At 68.4% G+C, this 21007-nt stretch carries 17 protein-coding genes; 9 read left to right on the plus strand and 8 right to left on the minus strand.

From position 1 onward, the window contains the following. Positions 1-12: 12 nt before the first annotated feature. Genes B9C99_RS12380 through B9C99_RS12390 form a run of 3 tightly spaced genes read left to right on the plus strand, consistent with a single transcriptional unit; the run spans position 13 to position 5336 of the window. Positions 13-1356, plus strand: a complete 1344-nt coding sequence (locus B9C99_RS12380; RefSeq protein WP_088898057.1) for an aromatic acid/H+ symport family MFS transporter — start codon at positions 13-15, stop codon at positions 1354-1356. Continuing rightward, positions 1353-4082: a LuxR family transcriptional regulator gene (locus B9C99_RS12385; protein WP_088898058.1), complete on the plus strand. Its 2730-nt coding sequence runs from the start codon at positions 1353-1355 to the stop codon at positions 4080-4082. Before B9C99_RS12380 ends, B9C99_RS12385 begins: the two co-directional genes overlap by 4 nt. A 12-nt stretch (positions 4083-4094) precedes the next feature. Then, entirely contained in the window at positions 4095-5336 is a 1242-nt protein-coding gene (locus B9C99_RS12390) for a benzoate/H(+) symporter BenE family transporter (protein ID WP_088898059.1), read from the plus strand. Here B9C99_RS12390 and B9C99_RS12395 read toward each other — a convergent pair. The 3 genes from B9C99_RS12395 to B9C99_RS12405 form a co-directional block, all read right to left on the minus strand. Next, a complete protein-coding gene (locus tag B9C99_RS12395; RefSeq protein ID WP_088898060.1) occupies positions 5326-7725 on the minus strand; it encodes an excinuclease ABC subunit UvrA in 2400 nt (799 codons plus the stop codon). The two genes, B9C99_RS12390 and B9C99_RS12395, sit on opposite strands and share 11 nt — an antisense overlap. A gap of 79 nt (positions 7726-7804) precedes the next feature. Further along, entirely contained in the window at positions 7805-8215 is a 411-nt protein-coding gene (locus B9C99_RS12400; RefSeq protein WP_026061047.1) for a VOC family protein, read from the minus strand. Between the two features lie 5 nt (positions 8216-8220). Then, complete coding sequence (locus B9C99_RS12405) at positions 8221-8670, minus strand: helix-turn-helix transcriptional regulator (RefSeq protein ID WP_088898139.1); 450 nt, start codon at positions 8668-8670, stop codon at positions 8221-8223. Between the two features lie 157 nt (positions 8671-8827). On the opposite strand from B9C99_RS12405, the gene B9C99_RS12410 reads away from it, so the two are divergent. Continuing rightward, complete coding sequence (locus B9C99_RS12410; protein ID WP_088898061.1) at positions 8828-9835, plus strand: NAD(P)H-dependent glycerol-3-phosphate dehydrogenase; 1008 nt, start codon at positions 8828-8830, stop codon at positions 9833-9835. 110 nt (positions 9836-9945) lie between these two features. Further along, positions 9946-10620, plus strand: coding sequence for a nitroreductase (locus B9C99_RS12415; protein ID WP_088898062.1), 675 nt, complete (start codon positions 9946-9948; stop codon positions 10618-10620). A gap of 24 nt (positions 10621-10644) precedes the next feature. Here the strand turns inward: B9C99_RS12415 and B9C99_RS12420 are convergent, their stop codons facing one another. After that, positions 10645-11832 carry an ATP-binding protein gene (locus B9C99_RS12420; RefSeq protein WP_088898063.1) on the minus strand — a complete coding sequence of 396 codons (1188 nt, stop codon included), beginning with the start codon at positions 11830-11832 and terminating at the stop codon, positions 10645-10647. 217 nt (positions 11833-12049) lie between these two features. Between B9C99_RS12420 and aztD the strand changes: the two genes are divergently transcribed. After that, positions 12050-13291 (plus strand): zinc metallochaperone AztD, encoded by a 1242-nt coding sequence (gene aztD, locus B9C99_RS12425; protein WP_088898064.1) that lies wholly within the window; start codon positions 12050-12052, stop codon positions 13289-13291. A gap of 271 nt (positions 13292-13562) precedes the next feature. After that, on the plus strand, positions 13563-14810 hold the full coding sequence (locus B9C99_RS12430; RefSeq protein ID WP_253250059.1) for a glycosyltransferase 87 family protein: 1248 nt from the start codon (positions 13563-13565) through the stop codon (positions 14808-14810). Here B9C99_RS12430 and B9C99_RS12435 read toward each other — a convergent pair. Then, positions 14780-15109, minus strand: a complete 330-nt coding sequence (locus tag B9C99_RS12435) for a branched-chain amino acid transporter permease (protein ID WP_088898065.1) — start codon at positions 15107-15109, stop codon at positions 14780-14782. The genes B9C99_RS12430 and B9C99_RS12435 overlap by 31 nt on opposite strands. Further along, entirely contained in the window at positions 15102-15800 is a 699-nt protein-coding gene (locus B9C99_RS12440) for an AzlC family ABC transporter permease (protein ID WP_088898066.1), read from the minus strand. Before B9C99_RS12440 ends, B9C99_RS12435 begins: the two co-directional genes overlap by 8 nt. Positions 15801-15853: 53 nt before the next feature. On the opposite strand from B9C99_RS12440, the gene B9C99_RS12445 reads away from it, so the two are divergent. Next, on the plus strand, positions 15854-16585 hold the full coding sequence (locus B9C99_RS12445; RefSeq protein WP_016691737.1) for a M50 family metallopeptidase: 732 nt from the start codon (positions 15854-15856) through the stop codon (positions 16583-16585). A 4-nt stretch (positions 16586-16589) separates the two neighbouring features. On the opposite strand, the gene B9C99_RS12450 is transcribed toward B9C99_RS12445, so the two are convergent. Further along, on the minus strand, positions 16590-18140 hold the full coding sequence (locus B9C99_RS12450) for an acyl-CoA synthetase (protein ID WP_088898067.1): 1551 nt from the start codon (positions 18138-18140) through the stop codon (positions 16590-16592). A gap of 161 nt (positions 18141-18301) precedes the next feature. Here B9C99_RS12450 and B9C99_RS12455 point away from each other — a divergent pair, with 161 nt between their 5' ends. Beyond that, positions 18302-19357 (plus strand): acyl-CoA dehydrogenase family protein, encoded by a 1056-nt coding sequence (locus B9C99_RS12455; protein ID WP_088898068.1) that lies wholly within the window; start codon positions 18302-18304, stop codon positions 19355-19357. Positions 19358-19425: 68 nt separating this feature from the next. Here B9C99_RS12455 and B9C99_RS12460 read toward each other — a convergent pair whose 3' ends face one another. Beyond that, positions 19426-20937 carry a class I adenylate-forming enzyme family protein gene (locus tag B9C99_RS12460; RefSeq protein WP_088898069.1) on the minus strand — a complete coding sequence of 504 codons (1512 nt, stop codon included), beginning with the start codon at positions 20935-20937 and terminating at the stop codon, positions 19426-19428. Positions 20938-21007 lie beyond the last annotated feature (70 nt).

Here is a 21007-nt window from a genome sequence, read left to right on the forward strand (position 1 = left end):
CCGGAGCAACGCATGACCCACGCCACGCAGACCTGGGCCAGTCCACAACATCGGCGCAGCGTCGTCTGGATCGTCGCGCTCGCCACCCTCGCGATCATCTTCGACGGCTACGACCTCGTCGTGTACGGCACCGTCCTCCCGACCCTGATGGCCGACCCGACCCAGCTCGGGGAGATCTCCGCCCAGCAGGGTGGCGCCCTCGGCTCCTACGCCCTGATCGGCGTCATGGTCGGCGCACTGCTGACCGGCGCGTTCGGCGACCGCGTCGGCCGCCGGAAGATGATGTTGATCAACATCGTCTGGTTCTCCGTCGGCATGGGTGCGGCGGCCTTCTCCACGAGCATCACGATGTTCGGTGCGCTCCGCTTCTTCACCGGCATCGGCGTCGGTGGTCTCGTCGCCACCGCCGGAGCCGTCGTCGCCGAGTTCGCTCCGCCCGGCAAGCGCAACCTGTTCAACGCCATCGTCTACAGCGGTGTCCCCGCCGGTGGTGTGATGGCCTCGCTGCTCGCGATCCTGCTGCGCGACGCCATCGAATGGCGCGGACTGTTCCTCATCGGCGCGTTGCCGCTGATCGTCCTGCTCCCGCTGGCACTGATGAAGCTTCCCGAGTCGCCGGCCTGGCTGCAGTCGCGGGGACGCTCCGAGGAAGCGCAGCAGGTGTGCGCGAAGTTCGGTTTCCCGCTGCCGTCCGCGGCACCTGTCGCCTCCACCGAGAAGATCGGTTTCGCGGCACTCGCGACGCGGAAGTACGCCCTCGGTACGGGACTGCTCGGCATGATGAGCTTCGCCGGTCTGCTGCTCACCTACGGCCTCAACACGTGGCTGCCGAAGATCATGGCCGACGCCGGCTACAACGCCAACGGCTCGCTCGCCTTCCTGCTCGTCCTCAACGGCGGCGCCATCATCGGCGGCCTGCTCGCCTCGAAGGTCGCCGACGGCCGCGGACCGCAGTCCGTCATCGTCACCACCTTCTTCCTCGCGGCCGTGGCCCTGGTGCTGCTGACCCTCGGCTTCCCGCTGCCGGTACTGCTCACCGCCGTCGCGATCGCCGGTGTCGGAACGATCGGCACCCAGGTGCTCATCTACGGGTTCGTGTCCAACTACTACGACACTCCCGCACGCGCCGCAGGCGTGGCGTGGTGCGCCGGCTTCGGTCGCCTGGGCGGCATCGTCGGCCCGGTCATCGGCGGTCTGCTCATCGGTGCGGGCTTCGCGAACAACGTGAACTTCTACATCTTCGCGGGTATCGCGCTCGCCGGTGGTCTGGTCACGTGGTTCGTGCCCCGCCCGGTCCAGTCCGTCCCGCCGGTCCGCGGTGCCGATCGCCCCGTGCCGACTACCGTGGATGTGTGACGGACAACGCTGTGCTGATCGGCCGGAACTCCGAGTTGATGCAACTCGAACGCCTCCTCGACGAAGCCCGCGCGGGTGTCCCCTCGCTGGTCCTCGTCGAGGGGGCGTCCGGCGTCGGAAAATCCTCCCTCGTCTCGTATTTCGTCGCTCGCCACGACAACCTCGCCGTGCACGACGCCACCGGAGCCCGCTGGGAGGCCGGCCATCCCTGGTCCGTGCTCGAACAGCTGCTCGGTGACACCGTCACGGCGGGCGACCCGGTGGAGGCGGCACGCACGCTCCTCGACCGGATCGACGACGCGACGGTGATCGTCGTCGACGACGCGCACTACGCGGATGTCGAGTCGTTGCAGTCGCTGTCGTCGTCGCTGAGGCGAGCGCACGGACGTCCCCTGCTCATGATCTGGATCGTGCCCGACGTGCTTCCCGACGACGTCGCCCCGGCGACCGCAGACCTCCTCTCGAACAGCCACCGCGTGGACACCCTCCACGTCGGCGCGCTGGCGCCGCCCGACGTCGCGCAGCTCGCGTTGCATCGCATCGGCGTCGACCTGTCCGCGTGGACGGCGCGTCGCCTGCAGGAACACACACTCGGGAACACCCGCTCGATCCTGCAGCTCCTCGACGAGATCCCCCGCGACGAATGGCACCGCTGGCAGGCACGCTTCCCGGCACCGAGACAACATGCCGGGAAGGTGGGCCGCATCCTCGACCGGTGCTCACCGGACACGCGCGCCCTCGTCGAATCGGTCGCCGTCCTGGACACCGCCGCGACACGGGGAGCCACCGAATCCCTCGCGCTCGTCGCCGAACTCGCCGAGGTCGGCGACACGACCGGGCCGCTCGACGAGGCCCACCGGCTCGGTCTGCTCACGATGCGTGAGCAACGGGGTGTGGTGTCGTTGTCGTTCCCCGATCCCATGACCCGCGCCGCCGTGGCCGACGAGATCGGTCCCGCGCGCTGGCACAGCCTGCACGCGCGGGCCGCCTCGCTCGTCGACGACGAGGGTGCCCGGCTGTTCCACCTGGTGTCCGCAACACCGACCGGCAACGAAGAACTCGCCGCCGACCTCGACGCCTACGCCCGGCGGTGCGCCGCCGACGGCGCGTGGTCCCAGGCCGCCGAAGCACTCATCACCGCGAGCCGCATCACCCTGGACCGGGAACTGCGGACCCGCAGGATGATCCGCGGTGTCGACGCGTTGACCGGCGCGGCGGACCTCCCCCAGGCCCAGACGTTCGTGCCCGAGATCGAGAGCGTGCCGAGCGGACCGATGCGCAACGCCGTGCTGGGTTATCTCGCGATCCAGCGGGGGCGGGCCGCAGAAGCACACCACCTGCTCACCGAGGCGTGGTCGATGCTCGACGATCCGGAGTCCGAACCCGAACTCGCCGCGACGATCTCACAGCGCATGGTGCTGCACTCGCTGGCACGGCTGCGCGGCGACGATCTCGTCCTGTGGGCCGATCGCGCGGCGGACACTCTTCCCGAGACGGCTCCACCCGTCGTCGAGTCCCGGGCCATCCGCGGACTCGGACTGGCGATGACCGGTCGCGTCGACGAGGCGGTCGAGTCGTATTCGGCTCTGTCCGATGTCATCCGGCTCGGGGCGCAGAGCCAGCGCATCCGCATGGCAGAGGGATGGCTGGCGCTGGTGCTCGACCGCCCCGACCTCGCACGGACCGAACTCGAGACAGCCGAGCCCACCACCTTCCGCGGCGGATCGCTGCGTATCTCGCTGTGGGCGCAGGCGTGGCTCGCGCGAACACAATTCGCGCTCGGTGCGTGGTCCGACGCGCTGCGCACCGTCGATCGCGCGGCGGCGCAGCTCGACGCGACGCAACTCGACCTGCTCCGACCGCTCGTCCACTGGACCGGCGCCCAGGTCCAGGCACTGCGCGGGAACTGGACCGCGGCACGGGAACACGCCCACCGTGCCCGCGCCGGGAACAACGACTACCCGCTCATGCTCGTACCGGCCTGCCTGTGCCTGGCGCAGTGCGCCGAGGTGGTCTCCGACTACACGAGCGTGTTGCGCTATCTGCAACCGATCGTCACCATGCGCGAGCGGGGCGCGGTCGACGAACCCGGCCACTGGCCGTGGCCGGATCTCTACGGCAACGCCCTCGTGATCACCGGACGCGTCGACGAGGCGGACGAATTCCTGCGGCCGCACGAGGAACTCGCCGCCGAACGCGGTCACCGTTCCGCCAAGGCCCGTCTCGGTTACGTGCGCGGGCGGATCCTCGGTGCCCGCGGCGACATCGATGCCGCCCGCGACGCTTTCGAACGCGCACTCGACGAGATCGACACGTTGCCATTGCCCTACGACCGCGCGCGCATCAACTTCGCGTACGGCCAGACGATGCGCCGGGCGGGGCGTCGCCGCGACGCCGACGCGGTGATCCGCACCGCCCGCGAGTTGTACTCGTCGCTCGGTGCCGTCTCCTACGTCGAGCGCTGCGACCGGGAACTCAAGGCCGGTGGTCTTCGTACCGGCGACAGCGAGACCGACGCGCCGCGCTCGGATTTCACGACACTCACCCCGCAGGAACGCGCCGTTGCCACTCTCGTGGCGTCGGGCCGCACGAACAAGGAGGTCGCCGGTGAGCTGTTCCTGTCCGTCAAGACCGTGCAGTACCACCTGACCCGCGTGTACTCGAAGTTCGGCATCCGCTCGCGCAGCGAGCTCGCCGCGAAGTTCCGACAACAGGATCGAGGTTGACCATTGACCGCCGTGGACGATCGCCCCACCGCCGAGACCGATCTGTTCGAACGCCCCGTGCGTCCCGTCGTCGGGCTGCGCGGGATACTCCGGGATCTCGGCCCGCGATACGCCGCGAACGGTCTGATCGGGCTCATCTTCTCGTGCACCGGACCGGTCGCGGTGATCCTCGCCGCCGGCGCCGCGGGCGGACTGAGCGCACCGCAGTTGGCGTCGTGGATCTTCGGGGTATTCGTCCTCAACGGGCTGCTCACCATCGTGATGAGCGTCGCCTACCGGCAACCGCTCGGGTTCTTCTGGACCATCCCCGGCACCGTGCTGGTCGGCGGGTCGCTCACCCATCTGAGCTGGGCGGAAGTGGTGGGCGCGTTCTTCGTGACCGCGGCGCTGGTGACGGTACTGGGTGCCTCGGGGCTGGTGCGCCGGGTGATGGAGGCGCTGCCCATGCCCATCGTCATGGCGATGGTCGCGGGGGTGTTCCTGAAGTTCGGCATCGATCTGGTTTCGGCGCTCGGTTCCGACGTCGCGATCGCCGCCCCGATGGTGATCGTCTTCCTCCTGCTCAGTTCCGTTGCGGTCCTCGGTAAGTGGATGCCGCCCATCCTCGGCGCCCTGCTCGCCGGGGTGGGTGCGGTCGCGCTGTCGGGCCGGTTCTCACCGTCCGGCACCGACAGCGCGGTCTTCGCCGCACCGGTGTTCACCGCACCGCAGTTCACGTGGGCGGCGATCCTCGAACTCGTCGTGCCGCTCGCGATCACCGTGCTGGTCGTGCAGAACGGGCAGGGCATCGCGGTGTTGCGCTCGGCGGGTCACAACCCGCCCGTCAACGTCTCGGCGATCGCATGCGGGCTGTGGTCCTTCCCCGCGGCGTGCGTCGGCGCCGTGTCGACCTGCCTGACCGGGCCGACCAACGCACTGCTCGTGTCGTCGGGGGAACGTGCCCGTCAGTACACCGCGGCGATCACGTGCGGGACGCTGGCGATCGTCTTCGGACTGTTCGCGCCGCTGTTCGTCCGGTGGATGATCGCCGCGCCCGCCTCGTTCGTCGCGACGCTCGGCGGCCTGGCGATGCTCAAGGCGTTGCAGGGCGCCTTCGTGGCCGGGTTCGCGAGCAAACACACGATGGGTGCGCTCGTCGCGTTCGTGGTCACCGCCTCGAACATCACCGTCTGGAACATCGGCGCGGCGTTCTGGGGGCTCGTCGCGGGTGTGGCCGTGTCGTGGCTGATGGAGCGTCCGGACTTCAGCCGCTGACCCCGACCCCGACGTACTCGGCGAGGTGTTCGCCGGTGAGCGTCGACCGCTGCTCCCCCAGCTCGGTGGGGGTGCCCTCGAAGACGATGCGTCCGCCGTCGTGGCCGGCGCCGGGGCCGAGGTCGATGATCCAGTCGGCGTGCGCCATCACGGCCTGGTGGTGTTCGATGACGATCACCGACTTACCGGACTCGACGAGCCGGTCGAGCAGACCGAGCAGCTGTTCGACGTCGGCGAGGTGCAGGCCCGTGGTGGGTTCGTCGAGGATGTAGGTCTCCCCCTTCTCGGCCATCGCGGTGGCGAGCTTGAGCCGCTGCCGCTCACCACCCGACAGGGTGGTCAGGGGCTGGCCGAGCCGCAGATAGCCGAGGCCGACGTCGGACAGTCGCTGCAGGATCTTCGACGCCGCCGGGGTGCGTGCCTCACCCTCGGCGAAGTACTCCTGGGCCTGCGCGACGGACATACCGAGCACCTCGGCGATGTTCTTCCCCGCCAGGGTGTACTCGAGCACGGCGGCCTGGAAGCGCTTGCCCTCGCAGTCCTCGCAGACCGATTCGACGGTGGCCATCACCCCGAGGTCGGTGTAGACGACACCGGCGCCGTTGCAGGTCGGGCAGGCACCCTCGGAGTTGGAACTGAACAGGGCCGGCTTGACTCCGTTGGCCTTCGCGAACGCCTTGCGGATCGGTTCGAGCAGACCCGTGTAGGTCGCGGGGTTACTGCGACGCGAGCCCTTGATCGGGCTCTGGTCGATCGTGACCACGCCGTCGCGGTCGGCCACCGAACCGTGGATCAGCGAGCTCTTGCCCGAACCGGCCACGCCGGTCACCACGACGAGCACACCGAGCGGGATGTCGACGTCGACATTCTGCAGGTTGTGCGTGTCGGCGCCGCGGACCTCCAGGGCACCCTTCGGGGTGCGCACCGTCGGTTTCAGCGACGCCCGGTCGTCGAGGTGACGACCGGTGAGGGTGTCGGCACGACGCAGTTCGTCGACGGTGCCTTCGAAGACCACCTGTCCACCCTCGGTGCCGGCGCGCGGGCCGAGATCGACGATGTGATCGGCGATCGCGATGGCCTCGGGCTTGTGTTCGACGACGAGCACGGTGTTGCCCTTGTCGCGCAGCTGCAGCAGCAGGTTGTTCATCCGCGCGATGTCGTGCGGGTGCATGCCGATCGTCGGTTCGTCGAACACGTAGGTGATATCGGTGAGCGACGATCCGAGATGACGGATCATCTTGATGCGCTGCGATTCTCCGCCGGACAGGGTGCCGGTGGGGCGGTCCAGCGACAGATATCCCAGCCCGATATCGGCGAAGGAGTCGAGCAGATGCCCGAGGCTCTTCAGCAGCGGAGCGACCTGCGGAAGATCCAGTCCGCGAACCCATTCGGCGAGATCGCTGATCTGCATCGCGCACACGTCCGCGATGCTCCTGCCGTCGATCTTCGACGACCGCGCTTCGGGGGCGAGACGCGTCCCCTCACAGTCCGGGCACGTGGAGAAGACGACGGCCTTCTCGACGAACGCGCGGATGTGCGGTTGCATCGCGTCGAGATCCTTGGACAGGAACGACTTCTGGATCTTCGGGATCAGACCCTCGAAGGTGACGTTGACGCCCTCGACCTTGACCTTGGTGGGTTCCTTGTAGAGCAGGTCGTGGAGTTGCCGCTTGGTGAACTTCGCGATCGGCTTGTCGGGATCGAAGAAGCCACACCCCCGGTAGATCCGGCCGTACCAGCCGTCCATGCTGTAGCCGGGGATCTTCAGGGCGCCTTCGTTCAGGGAGAGACTGTCGTCGTAGAGCACGGTGAGGTCGAAATCGGAGACGTTGCCCTTGCCCTCACATCGCGGGCACATGCCACCGAGCCGGTTGAAGGTCACCTTCTCGGCCTGGGTCTTCCCCGCGCCCCTCTCCACCGTCACCGCACCGCTGGCCCGCACCGACGGCACGTTGAACGAATAGGCGTTGGGCGGACCGATGTGCGGCTCCGCAACCCGGCTGAACAGGATGCGGAGCATCGCGTTGGCATCGGTGGCCGTGCCCACCGTCGAGCGCGGGTTCGATCCCATCCGTTCCTGGCCGACGATGATCGCCGCGGTGATGCCGTCGAGCACGTCGACGTCCGGGCGGGCCAGGGTCGGCATGAATCCCTGCACGAACGCGCTGTACGTCTCGTTGATCAGACGCTGCGACTCGGCGGCGATCGTGCTGAACACCAGAGAACTCTTGCCCGAGCCGGACACACCGGTGAACACCGTCAATCGCCGCTTCGGGATCTCCACGCTGATGTCGCGGAGATTGTTCACGCGCGCTCCGTGGACCCGGATCGCGTCGTGGGTGTCGGCGACGTGCGCTGCGTGTGCCGGTGTGTCCTTCGTCGAGGTCATGTTCGAAGACTCCAGTGGTCGTATGGATGCGGACGGAACGGGTGCGACGATCGGAGAGTAAGGCCGATCGTGGGATCGGTCAGCGCAATTGCTGGATGCGGACCATGTTTCCCGCGGGGTCGCGGAGAGCGCAGTCGCGGACGCCGTACGGCTGGTCGGTGGGTTCCTGGACGATCTCGGTGTCGCCGGCCTGCAGTTGCTCGAACGCCCCGTCGAGATCCTTCGTCGCCAGGATGATCGACGCGAAGGTGCCCTTGGCCATCATCTCGGCGATGGTGGCGTTCTCCTCCTCGGTGATGCCGGGGTCGGCGTCCGGCGGGTACAGCACCAGGGACGTACCGGGAGTGTCGCTGCGGCCGAGGGTGATCCAGCGCTTCCCGGCGTAGCCGACGTCGTTGAGGACTTCGAAGCCGAGCGTGTCGCGGTAGAACGCGAGGGACGCCTCGGGATCGGTGTGCGGAAGGAATGTCTGGTGAATGGTGATGTCCATGCCGATCACGGTATGACCGGCGGACCCGTCCGCGCTTCTCGATTCCTGATCGGTCTGGTGACATTCTTCGCCACGCACGACGGGATGCCGTTCGTCTCCTCTGCCGCCTGCTTGCGGTACACGCTCGGGGGCACGCCGACGAGTTCCGCGAAACGGGTACTGAAGGTGCCGAGCGACGAACAGCCCACCTCGAAGCACACCTCGGTGACGGTGAGGTCGCCGCGTCGCAGCAGCGTCATGGCCCGCTCGATGCGCCGGGTCATGAGATACGAATAGGGCGACTCGCCGTACGCGAGCCTGAACTGGCGGCTGAGATGGCCGGCGGACATGTTCACGCCGCGGGCGAGGGCCTCGACGTCGAGAGGTTGGGCGTACTCGCGGTCGATGCGGTCGCGGACGCGTCGCAGCAACGCGAGGTCGCGCAGGCGCTGATCGGTGACGGGTTTACCGGGCACGGGTCCGATCGTGCCACGATGTGCCGCCTCGATCCTGTCGTCGTGCGCCTCCACAGCACATCCGCCCCGCGAGGATCCCGGGACCACAAACCGGGCCCGCCGGGACCGGAAAACTGACACTCTGTCGATACCTGCCCGTACGGACGAAAGGTCACCGATGGCTCGTGCGGTTCGCGTCGTCGTTCTCGGATCGGGATCGTGGGGAACCACGATCGCGTCGTTGGCCGCACGCAACACCCCGACGACGTTGTGGGCCCGCAACGACGACATCGCGCGTGAGATCGACACCGAGCACCGCAACCGTCGATATCTCGGTGAACGGCCACTGCCGCAGGGTCTGCGCGCGACCTCCGATCTCGAAGAGGCCGCGCGCGAGGCCGACGTCCTGGTCGTCGGTGTGCCGTCGCACGCGGTGCGCAAGACACTCGAGCAGGTCGTCGACGAGATCCGCGCGTGGGTCCCGGTCGTCTCGCTCGTGAAGGGCCTCGAGCCGGGCACCCGTCTCCGGCCCACCGAGGTGATCGCCGAATGCCTTCCGGGGCACCCCGTCGGCCTGCTCGCGGGTCCGAACATCGCCGGGGAGATCGCCGACGGCATGGCCGCCGCGTCGGTGGTCGCGATGCAGGACGAAGCGGTGAGTGCGGCGCTGCAACCGCTGTTCGCCACGTCGCTGTTCCGCGTCTACCGCAACGCCGACGTGCTCGGCTGCGAACTGGGCGGGATCCTCAAGAACATCGTGGCGATCGCGGCCGGCATGGCCGAGGGGCTCAGCGTCGGCGACAACACCCGCGCGATGGTCCTCTCCCGCGGGTTGGCGGAGATGACGCGTCTCGGCGAGGCCATGGGGGCGGATCCGCGCACGTTCGCGGGCCTCACGGGGATGGGTGATCTCATCGCGACGTGCACGAGTCCGTCGTCGCGGAACCGCCGGGTCGGTGAGGCGCTGGCGCGCGGGCTCAGCATCGACGAGGCCGTCGAGGCACTGGGGCAGGTCGCCGAAGGGGTGAAGACCGCGCCGACGGTCATGGAACTCGCTCGCGAGTACGGGGTGGAGATGCCGATCGCCGCCGAGGTCGCGGCCGTGGTGACCGGGAAGAGCACCCCCACCGACGCCTATCGGGGGTTGCGCCGGGTCACACCCGGCGACGAGAAGGACATCGTCTGACCTTCTCTACCGCTTTCTCGGGCGGATCGTAGAAAGTCGGATATTCGCCTGTCGTGTGCTCGCGACCGGCTGAACGAACGCTCGGTGAAGTGATGTGCCATCGTGGTGACATGACTTCTGCCGCCGACACGCTGTCGTCCCTGCTCGACACCCGTTTCAGCTGCCGCGCCTTCCTGACCAAGCAGGTCCCGCGCGAGGACATCGAACGCATGCTGCGGATGGGTCAGCGCACCGCGTCCTGGTGCAACTCCCAGCCCTGGCAGGTGCACATCGTCAGCGGCGACGCCACCGACCGCCTGCGCGACGCCGTCTACGCGCAGGCCACCTCGGGGAACATGGATCCCGACATCCCGGGACCGGCCGAATACCGCGGCGCCTATGCCGAGCGTCGCCGCAGCGCCGGCTACGCCCTGTACAACGCGCTGGGCATCGCGCGCGACGACTACCAGCGCCGCACCGAGCAGATGCTCGAGAACTACCGCTTCTTCGGCGCACCGCACGTCGCGATCATCACCTCCGACAAGGCCCTCGGCGTGTACGGCGCCGTCGACTGCGGCGGCTACGTCTCGACCCTGCTGCTCGCTGCCGAATCGCTCGGCATCGCTGCCGTCCCGCAGGCCGCCGTCGCGATGACGGCCACCGCGCTGCGACGCGAACTGAACATCGGCGACGACCGCGACATCGTCTGCGCCATCTCGTTCGGTTACGCCGACGAGGCGCACCCGGCCAATGCGTGTCGCACGGATCGCGCGTCGCTCGACGAGACCGTCGAGTGGGTCGACTGAACTTTCGATCGCCCCGGCTGTCGGTCAGTCGTTCTGGGCGCGCAGGTAGCGCCCGAAGTGCGGAACGGTGAACCCGATGAACCCCCGCTCGGCGGAGTAGATCAGGCCCTTCTTGATCAATCCGTCGCGCGCGGGTGACAGGGAAGCCGGTTTCCGTCCGAGTTCGACGGCGATCTTCGAGGTCGCGACGGGCCCGTCGTCGCCCGCCAGATCCGCCATGGCCCGCATGTATTCGCGTTCGGCGGGGGTCGCCCGTTCGTAGCGGGAGCCGAAGAAGCCGACGGCGAGTTCCTCTTCCGCCGTGGGTGCCGCGACCCGCACGTCGTCGGCGGTGATCGGCGAATCCGCTGCGACGTCCCAGGTCGCCTTGCCGTAGGCCTGCACGAAATACGGGTAGCCGTCGGCGGTTTCGTACAGCAGGTCGAGGGCGTCCTGCGTGAACTCGACGTCCTCTCGTGCCGCGGGCGCGATGAGGGCAAGATCCGCTGCCGCACGGTCGAGCCGGTCGATGCGGTGGTAGGTGAACAGCCGTTCGGAGTAGGACTTCGACGCCGACAGCACGGCGGGCAAATGCGGCAGGCCGGCCCCGACGACGATGAGCGGCGCGGCGTCCTGGCTCAGCTCGTGGCAGGCACCGCAGATCGCCGAGACATCGTCGGGTCCGAGATCCTGCATCTCGTCGATGAACAACGCGATGCCCACGCCCACGTCGCGCGCGAGTCCGGCTGCGTCGACGAGTAGTTCGACGAGGTCGATCTCGATGTCGCCCGAGTCCGCCCGTCCTTTCACGGCCGGGGCGTCGATGCCGGGTTGCCAGCGTTCGCGCATACCCTTGTCGGCGGTGGCCCGCAGCGCGAACGACTTGAGCACGCCGAGGAAGTACTCCACCGATTCCGGATCCGGATGTGCGGCGGCGATCTCGCGGACCGCCATGTGCAGCGCCGACGACAGCGGGCGTCGCAGTCCTTGATCGGGACGGGCCTCGATCTTGCCGGTGCCCCAGCTCTTCGCGATGGCGGCGGAGCGCAGATGGTTGAGAAGGACGGTCTTGCCGACCCCGCGGAGGCCGGTGAGGACGACGCTGCGTTCGGGTCGTTCCCGGGCGATCCGTTCGAGGACCACCTCGAACGCGGTGAGTTGCTTCTCGCGGCCGGCGAGTTCGGGCGGGCGCTGTCCCGCGCCCGGGGCGTACGGGTTGCGGACAGGATCCATCTGTCGATGCTAACGGCGAGTTCATCGGATTATGGGCTGATCTAGCGCGTGTCGTAGACGGCGGTATTCGTCTATGTCCGAGCCCGAAACCGCAGTTGTTGTCGACATTTCGGCGAATTGTCGACAACAACTGCAACCTCGGCGGCTCGGAGCGACATGCACGCATGCGCATTCCAGACTTTGACATTCATTTTCACTACTGGCTATTTCTTTCCCCATGACAACGCTCTCCCGCTACGGCGGCGCCGCCCTCACCGTCGTCGCTGCAACCTTCGCCGCCGCCTGCGGCGGTACGACCGAGGCCGATACCACTGCGGCCGGCACCCCCGAGACGACGACCTCCACTGCCGCTTCCGAGGTGGCGACGGCGCAGCCGCGCCTGGCCCTGACCTACGACGGCGGCGTCCTCGTCGTCGACGAAGAAGAACTCACCGTCGTCGACGACTTCGCACTCGACGGTTTCAACCGCCTCTCCCCCGCCGGCGACGGACGCCACGTGCTGGTCTCCACCGAGGGCGGATTCCGCGCTCTCGACACCGGCAGCTGGACGGAGGCCCACGGCGACCACGGTCACCACTACGCCGGCGCACCCGCGCTCACCGACCTGACGTTCGCCGCCGAGAAGCCCGGGCACGTCGTGCCGCACGCCGGGGTCACCGCCCTGTTCGACGACGGCACCGGACGCATCGATGTGTTCGACCCCGCCGATCTCGCTTCGGCGACCGACCTGCCGGATCTCGACAGCCATGCGCTCCCCGACGCCCACCACGGCGTGGCCGTCCCGATGCCCGACGGCGGCATGCTCGTCACCCTCGGCGATTCCGAGGAGCGGACCGGTGTGGCGCTGCTCGACGAGAAGGGCACCGAGATCACGCGCACCGAACAGTGCCCGGGCGTGCACGGCGAGACGGTCGCGGCCGACGGGGTCGTCGCCTTCGGATGTGAGGACGGCATGGTGATCTTCCACGACGGAACGTTCACGAAGGCGCCGGTGCCCGACCCCTACGGCCGGATCGGGAACCAGGCCGGCAGCGAGGACTCGCCCGTCGTCCTCGGCGACTACAAGACGGATCCCGACGCCGAGCTCGAGCGTCCCGAGCGCGTCGCGCTCGTGGACACCCGCACGGCGTCGGTGCGTCTCGTCGACCTCGGTACGAGTTACACCTTCCGTTCCCTCGGGCGTGGACCGGCAGGGGAAGCGCTCGTTCTCGGCACCGACGGCAACCTCCACGTGATCGATCCCGGCTCCGGCGAGATCGTCCGGCGGATCGAGGTGCTCGAGCCGTGGACCGAGCCCGACGAGTGGCAGGCACCTCGGCCCGCACTCGAGGTACGGGGCGATACGGCGTTCGTTACCGATCCCGCCACCGACTCCCTGTACGCGGTGGACGTGACCTCGGGTGAGATCCGCTCCGCCGAACTGCCGCACACCCCGAACGAGATCAGCGGCGTCGCCTGACCCCGCTACCGGAGTATTCGGCTTTCTAGCCCTACGGCTAGAAAGCCGAATACTTTCCTCACGTCTGGTCGGCCGAGATTTTTCCGCAACGTGATCCGCCTCACTCCACAAGTGCGCGAAACGGAAATCTCCGTCAAAACGGTTGGGGAGACGATATTCTCGTCGCCTGATCCCGAAGACAACGATTGTGTAACGTGGCGACGCACCTGTTTCCTACCGGGAGGTACCGCCCGTGCTGTTGACCGAAGTCCGTACCCGACCTGTTCGATCCTTGCTGATCGCCATCGGTCTGACGGTCTCGGCGCTGGCAGTCGCGGGATACCTGCGCGACGCGGTGAACGAGTACCTCATGGATCTCGACGTCTTCCGCGATGCCGGTTGGGCCTTCCTGCACCACACCCCGCTGTACACCGAGGGGTTCTTCAGCCATTCCGGCTTCCGGTTCATCTACCCACCCTTCGCGGCGTTCCTCTTCGCCCCGATGGCGCTGGTAGGCAGTACCGCCCTGCAGGTGTTGTGGACGATCGGGCTCATCGCTCTCGTGTGGTGGGTACTGAAGGTCGTCTACCAGCGGCTCGACATGTCGCAGCCGAGCCTGATCGCTGCTGCGTCGCTCGGACCGGTGCTGTGGCTCGAGCCGTTCCGCTCCAACTTCACGTTCGGCCAGATCAACATCGTGCTCATGGCCCTGGTGGTCGCCGACCTGCTCGGCGTGATCCCGAAGCGATTCCGCGGTGTCGGCATCGCACTGGCCGCCGCCATCAAGGTGACCCCGGCCGCCTTCGGGCTGATCTTCCTGCTCCGCCGCGACTGGCCGTCGGCATTCCGTGCGCTGGGCGCCTTCGCCGCGACCGTCGCGTTCGGCTACTGGCTGCGCCCCGATTCGACCGTCTACTTCTGGACCACGGAGTTCTTCGCGACCGACCGCGCCGGCGACCCGTCGTTCTTCCGCAACCAGGCGCTCACCGGTCTCATCGCCCGCTTCGACTTCTCCGACGGCACCGCCACGGCACTGTGGCTGGCCGGTGCGCTGATCGTCGTCGCCGGTACCGCGTGGGCCGCCTACCGCTTCCTGCGTGCCGACGAACCCGTGGTCGCGGTTGCCCTGGTGGGCCTGGCGTCGCTGCTCGCCGCTCCGATCGCCGTCACCCACCACTGGGTGTACGCGCTGTTCCTCGTGCCGCTGCTGGTCGCGCCGGCCTACCGCCGCTGGTGGCCCGTGCTGGTGCCCGCCACCGTCGTCTTCCTCATCGGACCCAACCACCTGCTGCGTGAAGCGTCCTCCGGCGGCTGGGTCGAGAAGCTGCTCCTCGAAGTGCTCGGAACCTCGCAGTGCCTGGCCGCGATCGCGGTCTTCGTCGCCGCGATGATCGCCGCGCGCGGCCGCCGACCCGGCGCCGAGGCCCCGGTGGAAGCCCGCCCGGTGGAGGCCCACTCGGTGGAGGCACAGGAAGCCCCCGCGGAATCCGGTGAGAGCGCCGAGACCGCTCAGGTCCAGAACGCTGACGCGACGAGGTAGAGGCCCGTCCCGACGACCGTGCTCAGCGCGGCGTTGCGTCGCCACAGGTGCACGGCGATCGTGCCCGCGAGACCGACGGTCGCCGGGAGCCAGGTCGACTGCCCCACGTCGCGCAGCGTGTACATCACGAGGATCACCATGACCCCCGCGGGCATCGTGCGGCCGAGGAAGTCGACGAAGGCGGAGTTCTTCAGCGCCGACAACGCGAGGAACGGCGCCGCGCGCAGGGCGACCGTCACGACGAACATCACCGCCAGGGCACCGAGGACGTATGCGGCGCCGGGCACCGACTCAGGCACGGGCCACCTTGTTCCGGTAGACGAACCGCGCGAACAGGCACACCACGAACAGCCCGAGGCCGACGACGAGCATCTGCTCCTTCGCGACCAGCAACGCGACGAGACCGCAGACCAGCGCGATCACCGGCGCCGGCACGTCGCGATTGGCGCGGAAGGCGTCGATGGCGAGCACTGCGAACAGCGCCGTGAGCGCGAACTCGAGCCCGGCGAGTCCCTCCGGGAGCACCGCGCCGATCAGCGCGCCGACCGTGCCCGACACGACCCACATCAGCTGGCACAGCACCTGGACCGTGAGGATGCGGGTGCCCGTCAGCTGTTCACGTGCCTTGGGCGCGACGATCGCGTACGACTCGTCGGTGAGCGCGTACACGCCGTAGAGACGCCCGAGCCGGCTGCGGATGCGATGCAGCGGGAACGACAGGCCGTAGAAGACGTGCCGGAAGTTCACGAGCAACGTCGCCGCCGCGACCGACGCGAGCGGGGTGACCGCTGCGATGAGACCGATCGCGAGGAACTCCATCGACCCCGCGTAGATGACGGTGGAGAAGATCGGTGCCCACCACCAGTCGAAGCCGCCCTGGGTGAGCACCACCCCGAACGCGAGCCCCAGCGGAATCAGTCCGAGACCGACTGCCCAGGAGTCCGCAACACCCGCGCGGATCTCGAGGGAGCGACGGTCGGGCATGCTCACCAGGCTATCGCCGGGCGCGAGATGCCCGTGTCCGGCCCGAAGGAAGGTGATCTGTGTCCACCTCGTTCACGGAGGTCGTGTCCTCCGCGTGGCAGGCCGTGTCGACCGTCGACGAGCCCGCACCGACGATGGTCGTCGTCGGCACGGCCATCGTCGCGCTCGTGCTCGTGACCGTCCGTCCACTGTGGTTGAAGACCCGCCACGTCATCACGCAGGCGCACGAGGGGTCGCACGCGCTGGTCGCGGCGCTCGTGGGCCGCAAACTGTCGGGCATCCGCCTGCACAGCGACACCTCGGGCGTGATGGTGTCGTCCGGTAATCCGCGCGGTCCCGGCATGGTCGCGACGACCTTCGCGGGATACACCGGTCCGGCCGTGCTCGGTTTCGCCGCGGCGACGCTGCTGACGCTCGATCGGCCCGCCGCGGTGTTGTGGTCGATCCTCGCCGCGCTCGCCGTTCTGTTGCTGCTGATCCGCAATCTGTACGGCTTCGTCTCCGTCGTGATCGCGGGTGCGCTCGTCGGCGCGGCCGCCTATCTCGGTGATCCGGTCGTCCGCTACACCGCGGCGTACCTGATCACCTGGGTCCTGCTCCTCGGCGCGACCCGCCCGGTCCTCGAACTCGCCCGCACGCACTCGCGCGGTCGCGGCCGGGGTTCGGATGCCGACCAGTTGCGCTGGCTCACCCGGCTCCCGGCCGCGGTGTGGATCGCGCTGTTCGCGATCGTCACGGCGGGTACCGCCTTCTACGGCGTCACACGGATCGTGGTGACCCAGCTGTCCTGAACCGTCAGGGTGCCGGCGACACCTCGTCGTAGCGGGCGAGCAGGGCCCGACGCAGGATCTTGCCGCTGGGCAGTCGCGGAACCTCACCGAACTCGATCGTGCGCGGCACCTTGAAGTGCGCGAGGCGCTCGCGGGTGTACTCGACGAGTCCGGCCGCGAGAGCGTCGTCCGCCCGCACTCCGTCCACGGGTGTGACGACGGCGTGGACGCGCTGGCCCATCTCCTCGTCGGGCAGGCCGACGACGGCGACGTCGAGGACGGCAGGGTGCATCGTCAGCACGTCCTCGACCTCGACCGGGTAGATGTTGACGCCGCCGGACAGGATCAGATCGGTGCGCCGCGCCGAGAGGTACAGGTAGCCGTCCTCGTCGACGTGCCCGAGATCGCCGAGGGTCGTCCAGCCCTTGTCGTTGTAGGCGGCGGCGGTCTTCGCCGGATCGCTGTGGTACTCGAAGTCCAGGCCGTCGCCGATCCACACCTGGCCCACCTCGCCGGGGCCGAGTTCGCGGCCGGACTCGTCGCAGATGTGCACCTGCCCCAGGGTCGGACGGCCGACGGACCCGCGATGTTCGAGCCATTCCGGTGTGGTGATCATGAAGAATCCGTTGCCTTCACTGCCCGCGTAGAACTCGAGGATCTTCGGGCCGAACCAGTCGATCATGCGTTCCTTGACCTCGACCGGGCACGGCGCCGCCGCGTGGACCACGACGCGCAGGCTCGACACGTCGTAGCGCGTGCGGGTCGGTTCGGGGAGCTTGAGCATCCGCACGAACATCGTCGGGACGAACTGCGCATGGGTGACGCCGTACCGCTCGATGGCGTCGAGTGTGCGTTCGGCGTCGAAGGTCTCCATCACCAGCGCCGTACCCCCGTTGCGGACGGTTCCCATCGTCCAGCCGAGTGGTGCCGCGTGGTAGAGCGGTCCGGGGCTGAGATAGACGGAGTGCGGACCGAATCCGAAGGCGTCGCGCATCGTCGAATCGATGGGCAGGCCCGTGCCGAACTGGGCGCCGGTGAGCGCGGGCAGGATCCCCTTCGGACGTCCGGTGGTGCCCGACGAGTACAGCATGTAGTACCCCTCGAGTTCGTCGTCGACGGGTGTATCGGGCAGGACCGCAACAGCCTCGGCGAGGGTCTCGGCGCCGCTCGGTGAGCTTCCGCCGGTGGTGAATCGCGCCCCGAGGACGGGGTTGCCGTCGGCGACGACCGCTCCAAGGTGGTCGAGACGTTCCGAATGCACGAGCACACGCGCTCCGCAGTTCTCGACCACGTAGGCGGCCTCGTCGTCGGACAGGTGCCAGTTGACGGGCGTGTAGAGCAGGCCGGTGCGCTGCGCCGCCCACACCACGGGGAAGACGTCGAGGCAGTTCTCCATGAGGATCGCGATGTGGTCGCCGGCCCGCAGACCGCGCTGCCGGAACAGGTGGGCGATGCGGTTGGAGGCTGATTCGAGTTCGCGGTAGGTGAGCGTCGCGCCGTCCTCGACCATGACGATCGCGGGCTTGTCGCCGAAGGCGGCGGCGAGATCGGTCGGGTTCATCGACGGCATCGTCATCGGTCACTCCCTCGTGGACGTCGGCGACAAGTATTACCTGTATAACGATGTAAGGGCCAGGCTTCGTCGAAAACTCCTCCGATAGCGCGAGCGGGTCCGAGGGGTCCACAAACTGCGGCACACATGGTTAACTACGTTGACGACCACATCGAAGGAGCGTCATGGACTTCGCGTTGAGCGACGAACAGGTGGCCCTCGGCGAGAGCGAGCGCGCGTGGCTCGCCAAGAACGACCCGATCGCCGCGCGCAGACCGAGCATCGACGACGGACCGGCCCACCTCCCCGCCGACGGACTCCGCCACCTCGCACACTCGGGCCTGATCGGGCTGCTCACCACCGAGACGGGCGGCACCCACGTCGATCTGGCCGTACTCGTCGAGGAACACGGACGAGCGGGCAGCGCCCTTCCCGTCGCCGAACTGGCGGTCGCGGCGAGTCTCCTCGAGACGATCGGTCATCCCGTGGCCGCAGCGGCGGAGAGCGGTGAACGCGTCGTGCTGCCCGCCCTGTCGTCCCCCGAGAAGACCGGCCTGCAGGTCCGATTCGACGGGGACACACTGGTTCTGAGCGGTACGACGGCTCCGATCACCGACCTGATCGATGCGCACGACCTCCTGTTGGTCGCGGTCACCGACACCGGCGCAGAGGTCGCGGCGGTCGTGCCCGTGGAGACGCTCACCGTGCGACCGCTCGACACGCTCGATCTCACTCGCTCGTGGGCCGTCGCCGACCTCGACGTCACTCTTCCGCAGGGTTCGTGGTTCTCCTTGCCGACCGGCACCGTGGCCTTCACCCACGATCGTCTCGCGACCTTCCGGGCAGTCGATGCTCTCGGTGCCGCCGCACGTCTGGTCGACCTGAGCGTCGACTATGTCGGTAGCAGAACACAGTTCGGCAAGGTGATCGGCAGCTTCCAGGCCGTGAAGCACCACTGCGCGAACATGGCGACGACGACCGAGGCTTCCCGCGCGACACTCTGGGCCGCCGCCGTCGCACTCGACGGGGACGATGCCGCAGCGCGTGCCCGGGCGGTGTCCGCCGCGGTCGCGTTCGCATGCTCCGGAGCGTCCACCACCGCCCAGACGGCGCTGCAGGTCCACGGCGGGATCGGCTTCACGTGGGAGCACGACGTGCACCTGCTGCTCCGCCGCATCAAGGTCGACGAACTGCTCGACGGTTCGGTGTCGTACCACCGTCGCCGGCTCGCCGTCGCCTGAGACACCACGTCGGCCGAAACCCCGAAAAGGGGGCGGGATCCATCCGGATCCCGCCCCCTTTCTGTGCGCTATCGGGCGCGCGACGATTCGATCTCGTCCACCATCTCCAGCAGCCGACGGCGGTCGACCTTGAGCGACACACTGCGGGGCAGGGCGTCGACCCTGTGGATCTCCACCGGGATCTCGTAGGCCGTCAACCGGGTGCGCAGGAAGGTCTTCAGCTCGTCGACGTCGACATCCTCTGCGCCCTCAGCGGTTTCGATCACCGCGACCGGTACGTGTACGAGCCGCTCGTCGGGACGGCCGAAGACCGACGCGTCGAGCACCGACGGGTGGGCCCGCAGTGCGTTGCAGACGGTTTCGGGCTGGATCTTGAACCCGCCACGGACGATGGCGTCGTCGGCCCGGCCGTCGATGTAGAGGAAGCCGTCCTCGTCGAGATGTGCGAGGTCGCTGGTGCGCACCCAGTCGCCGACCCCGGTGCCGGTCTGCGGTGAACTCACCTCGAGGCGACCGGTGCTGCCCTCGGGCAGCACCGCGCCGTTCTCGTCGACCGTGCGCATCCGCACCCCCGGGAACGGCCGGCCGACGCTGCCGCGTTTGTGTTCCCACCACTGCTTGATGAGGGGTTTCGTCCACCCCGCGACAGCACCGCCGAATTCCGTTGCCCCGTACATGATCATGATGGGGATGCCGTACCGGTCGGTGAACTCGTCGGCAAGTTCGGGGCTGACGAAGGTGGTACCGGCGGTGATGGCCCGGAGGGTCGCGAGTTTCTCCTTCGGCACGTCGGCATTGAGCACCGACCGCATGGCCGCCGGTGGGAGACCCGCGACGATCATCCGGTGCTCGTACACCGCGTCGACCCAGCCCTCGACGGTGAAACGGGGCATCAACACGATCGGCCGTGCTTCCGACAGCGACTGGATCACGCCCCACAACCCGCCGATGTGCACCATCGACAGGGAGATCAGCGCGACCGGTCCGGTGAAGGGTTCGTGATCGCCCCTCCCCTTGCCGGTGTGCCCGTGCACGGCTTCGAGGGCGGCCTCGAGTTGGCGCCAGGTCAGCGGAACCCGCTTGGGCGGGCCGGTGGTGCCGGAGGTGAACATCTCGACCGCGACCGGGTCCTGCTCGTCCGGGCGGGGCGGAACCGGAGCGTCGCCGAAGACGCAAGTCACGTCTGAACCGTCCACGGCGACACCGACGATGCCCGCTGCTGCGATGGGTGCGGCGAATTCCTCGTCGGCCCAGTACTCGCGGGGCGCGAGGATCACATCCGGGTGGGCCCCGACCGCGTCCTCGACGATCCGCCGCGACGGCTGGGCCGGGTTGAGGGTGAGCAGCACGCGGTCGTGTCGCAGGATCGCGATCAGGGACGCGATGGATTCGGTGCGGTTGATCAGCACGACACCGATCCGGCTGCGAGGCCCGCACCCGAGCCGTTCGAGCTCCGCATCGATCCGCTCGGTCGTGTCACGCACCTGAGCCCATGTGTGCCAGGTCTTGCCCTCCTGCACCATGTTCGCACTGTCGGGGGTCGACCACAGCAGGGTCAACGCCTCTCTGATGCCCGTCATCGCGGAGCCTCCTCTTCGGTCGACCCGAAGGTGTTCGTAGTGCCGGCCGGCGATCCGGCCGGGGAGCGCG

The sequence above is a fragment of the Rhodococcus sp. BUPNP1 genome (genome assembly GCF_002215235.1).
GTDB lineage: Bacteria > Actinomycetota > Actinomycetes > Mycobacteriales > Mycobacteriaceae > Rhodococcus.

What these genes read in the sequence shown, in the direction of transcription:
- B9C99_RS12420 (WP_088898063.1), bottom strand. Translation starts at nt 11,832, where the DNA reads ATGGATCCTGTCCGCAACCCGTACGCCCCGGGCGCGGGACAGCGCCCG.
- B9C99_RS12450 (WP_088898067.1), bottom strand. Translation starts at nt 18,140, where the DNA reads ATGACGATGCCGTCGATGAACCCGACCGATCTCGCCGCCGCCTTCGGC.
- aztD (WP_088898064.1), top strand. Translation starts at nt 12,050, where the DNA reads ATGACAACGCTCTCCCGCTACGGCGGCGCCGCCCTCACCGTCGTCGCT.
- B9C99_RS12380 (WP_088898057.1), top strand. Translation starts at nt 13, where the DNA reads ATGACCCACGCCACGCAGACCTGGGCCAGTCCACAACATCGGCGCAGC.
- B9C99_RS12455 (WP_088898068.1), top strand. Translation starts at nt 18,302, where the DNA reads ATGGACTTCGCGTTGAGCGACGAACAGGTGGCCCTCGGCGAGAGCGAG.
- B9C99_RS12400 (WP_026061047.1), bottom strand. Translation starts at nt 8,215, where the DNA reads ATGGACATCACCATTCACCAGACATTCCTTCCGCACACCGATCCCGAG.
- B9C99_RS12410 (WP_088898061.1), top strand. Translation starts at nt 8,828, where the DNA reads ATGGCTCGTGCGGTTCGCGTCGTCGTTCTCGGATCGGGATCGTGGGGA.
- B9C99_RS12460 (WP_088898069.1), bottom strand. Translation starts at nt 20,937, where the DNA reads ATGACGGGCATCAGAGAGGCGTTGACCCTGCTGTGGTCGACCCCCGAC.
- B9C99_RS12415 (WP_088898062.1), top strand. Translation starts at nt 9,946, where the DNA reads ATGACTTCTGCCGCCGACACGCTGTCGTCCCTGCTCGACACCCGTTTC.
- B9C99_RS12395 (WP_088898060.1), bottom strand. Translation starts at nt 7,725, where the DNA reads ATGACCTCGACGAAGGACACACCGGCACACGCAGCGCACGTCGCCGAC.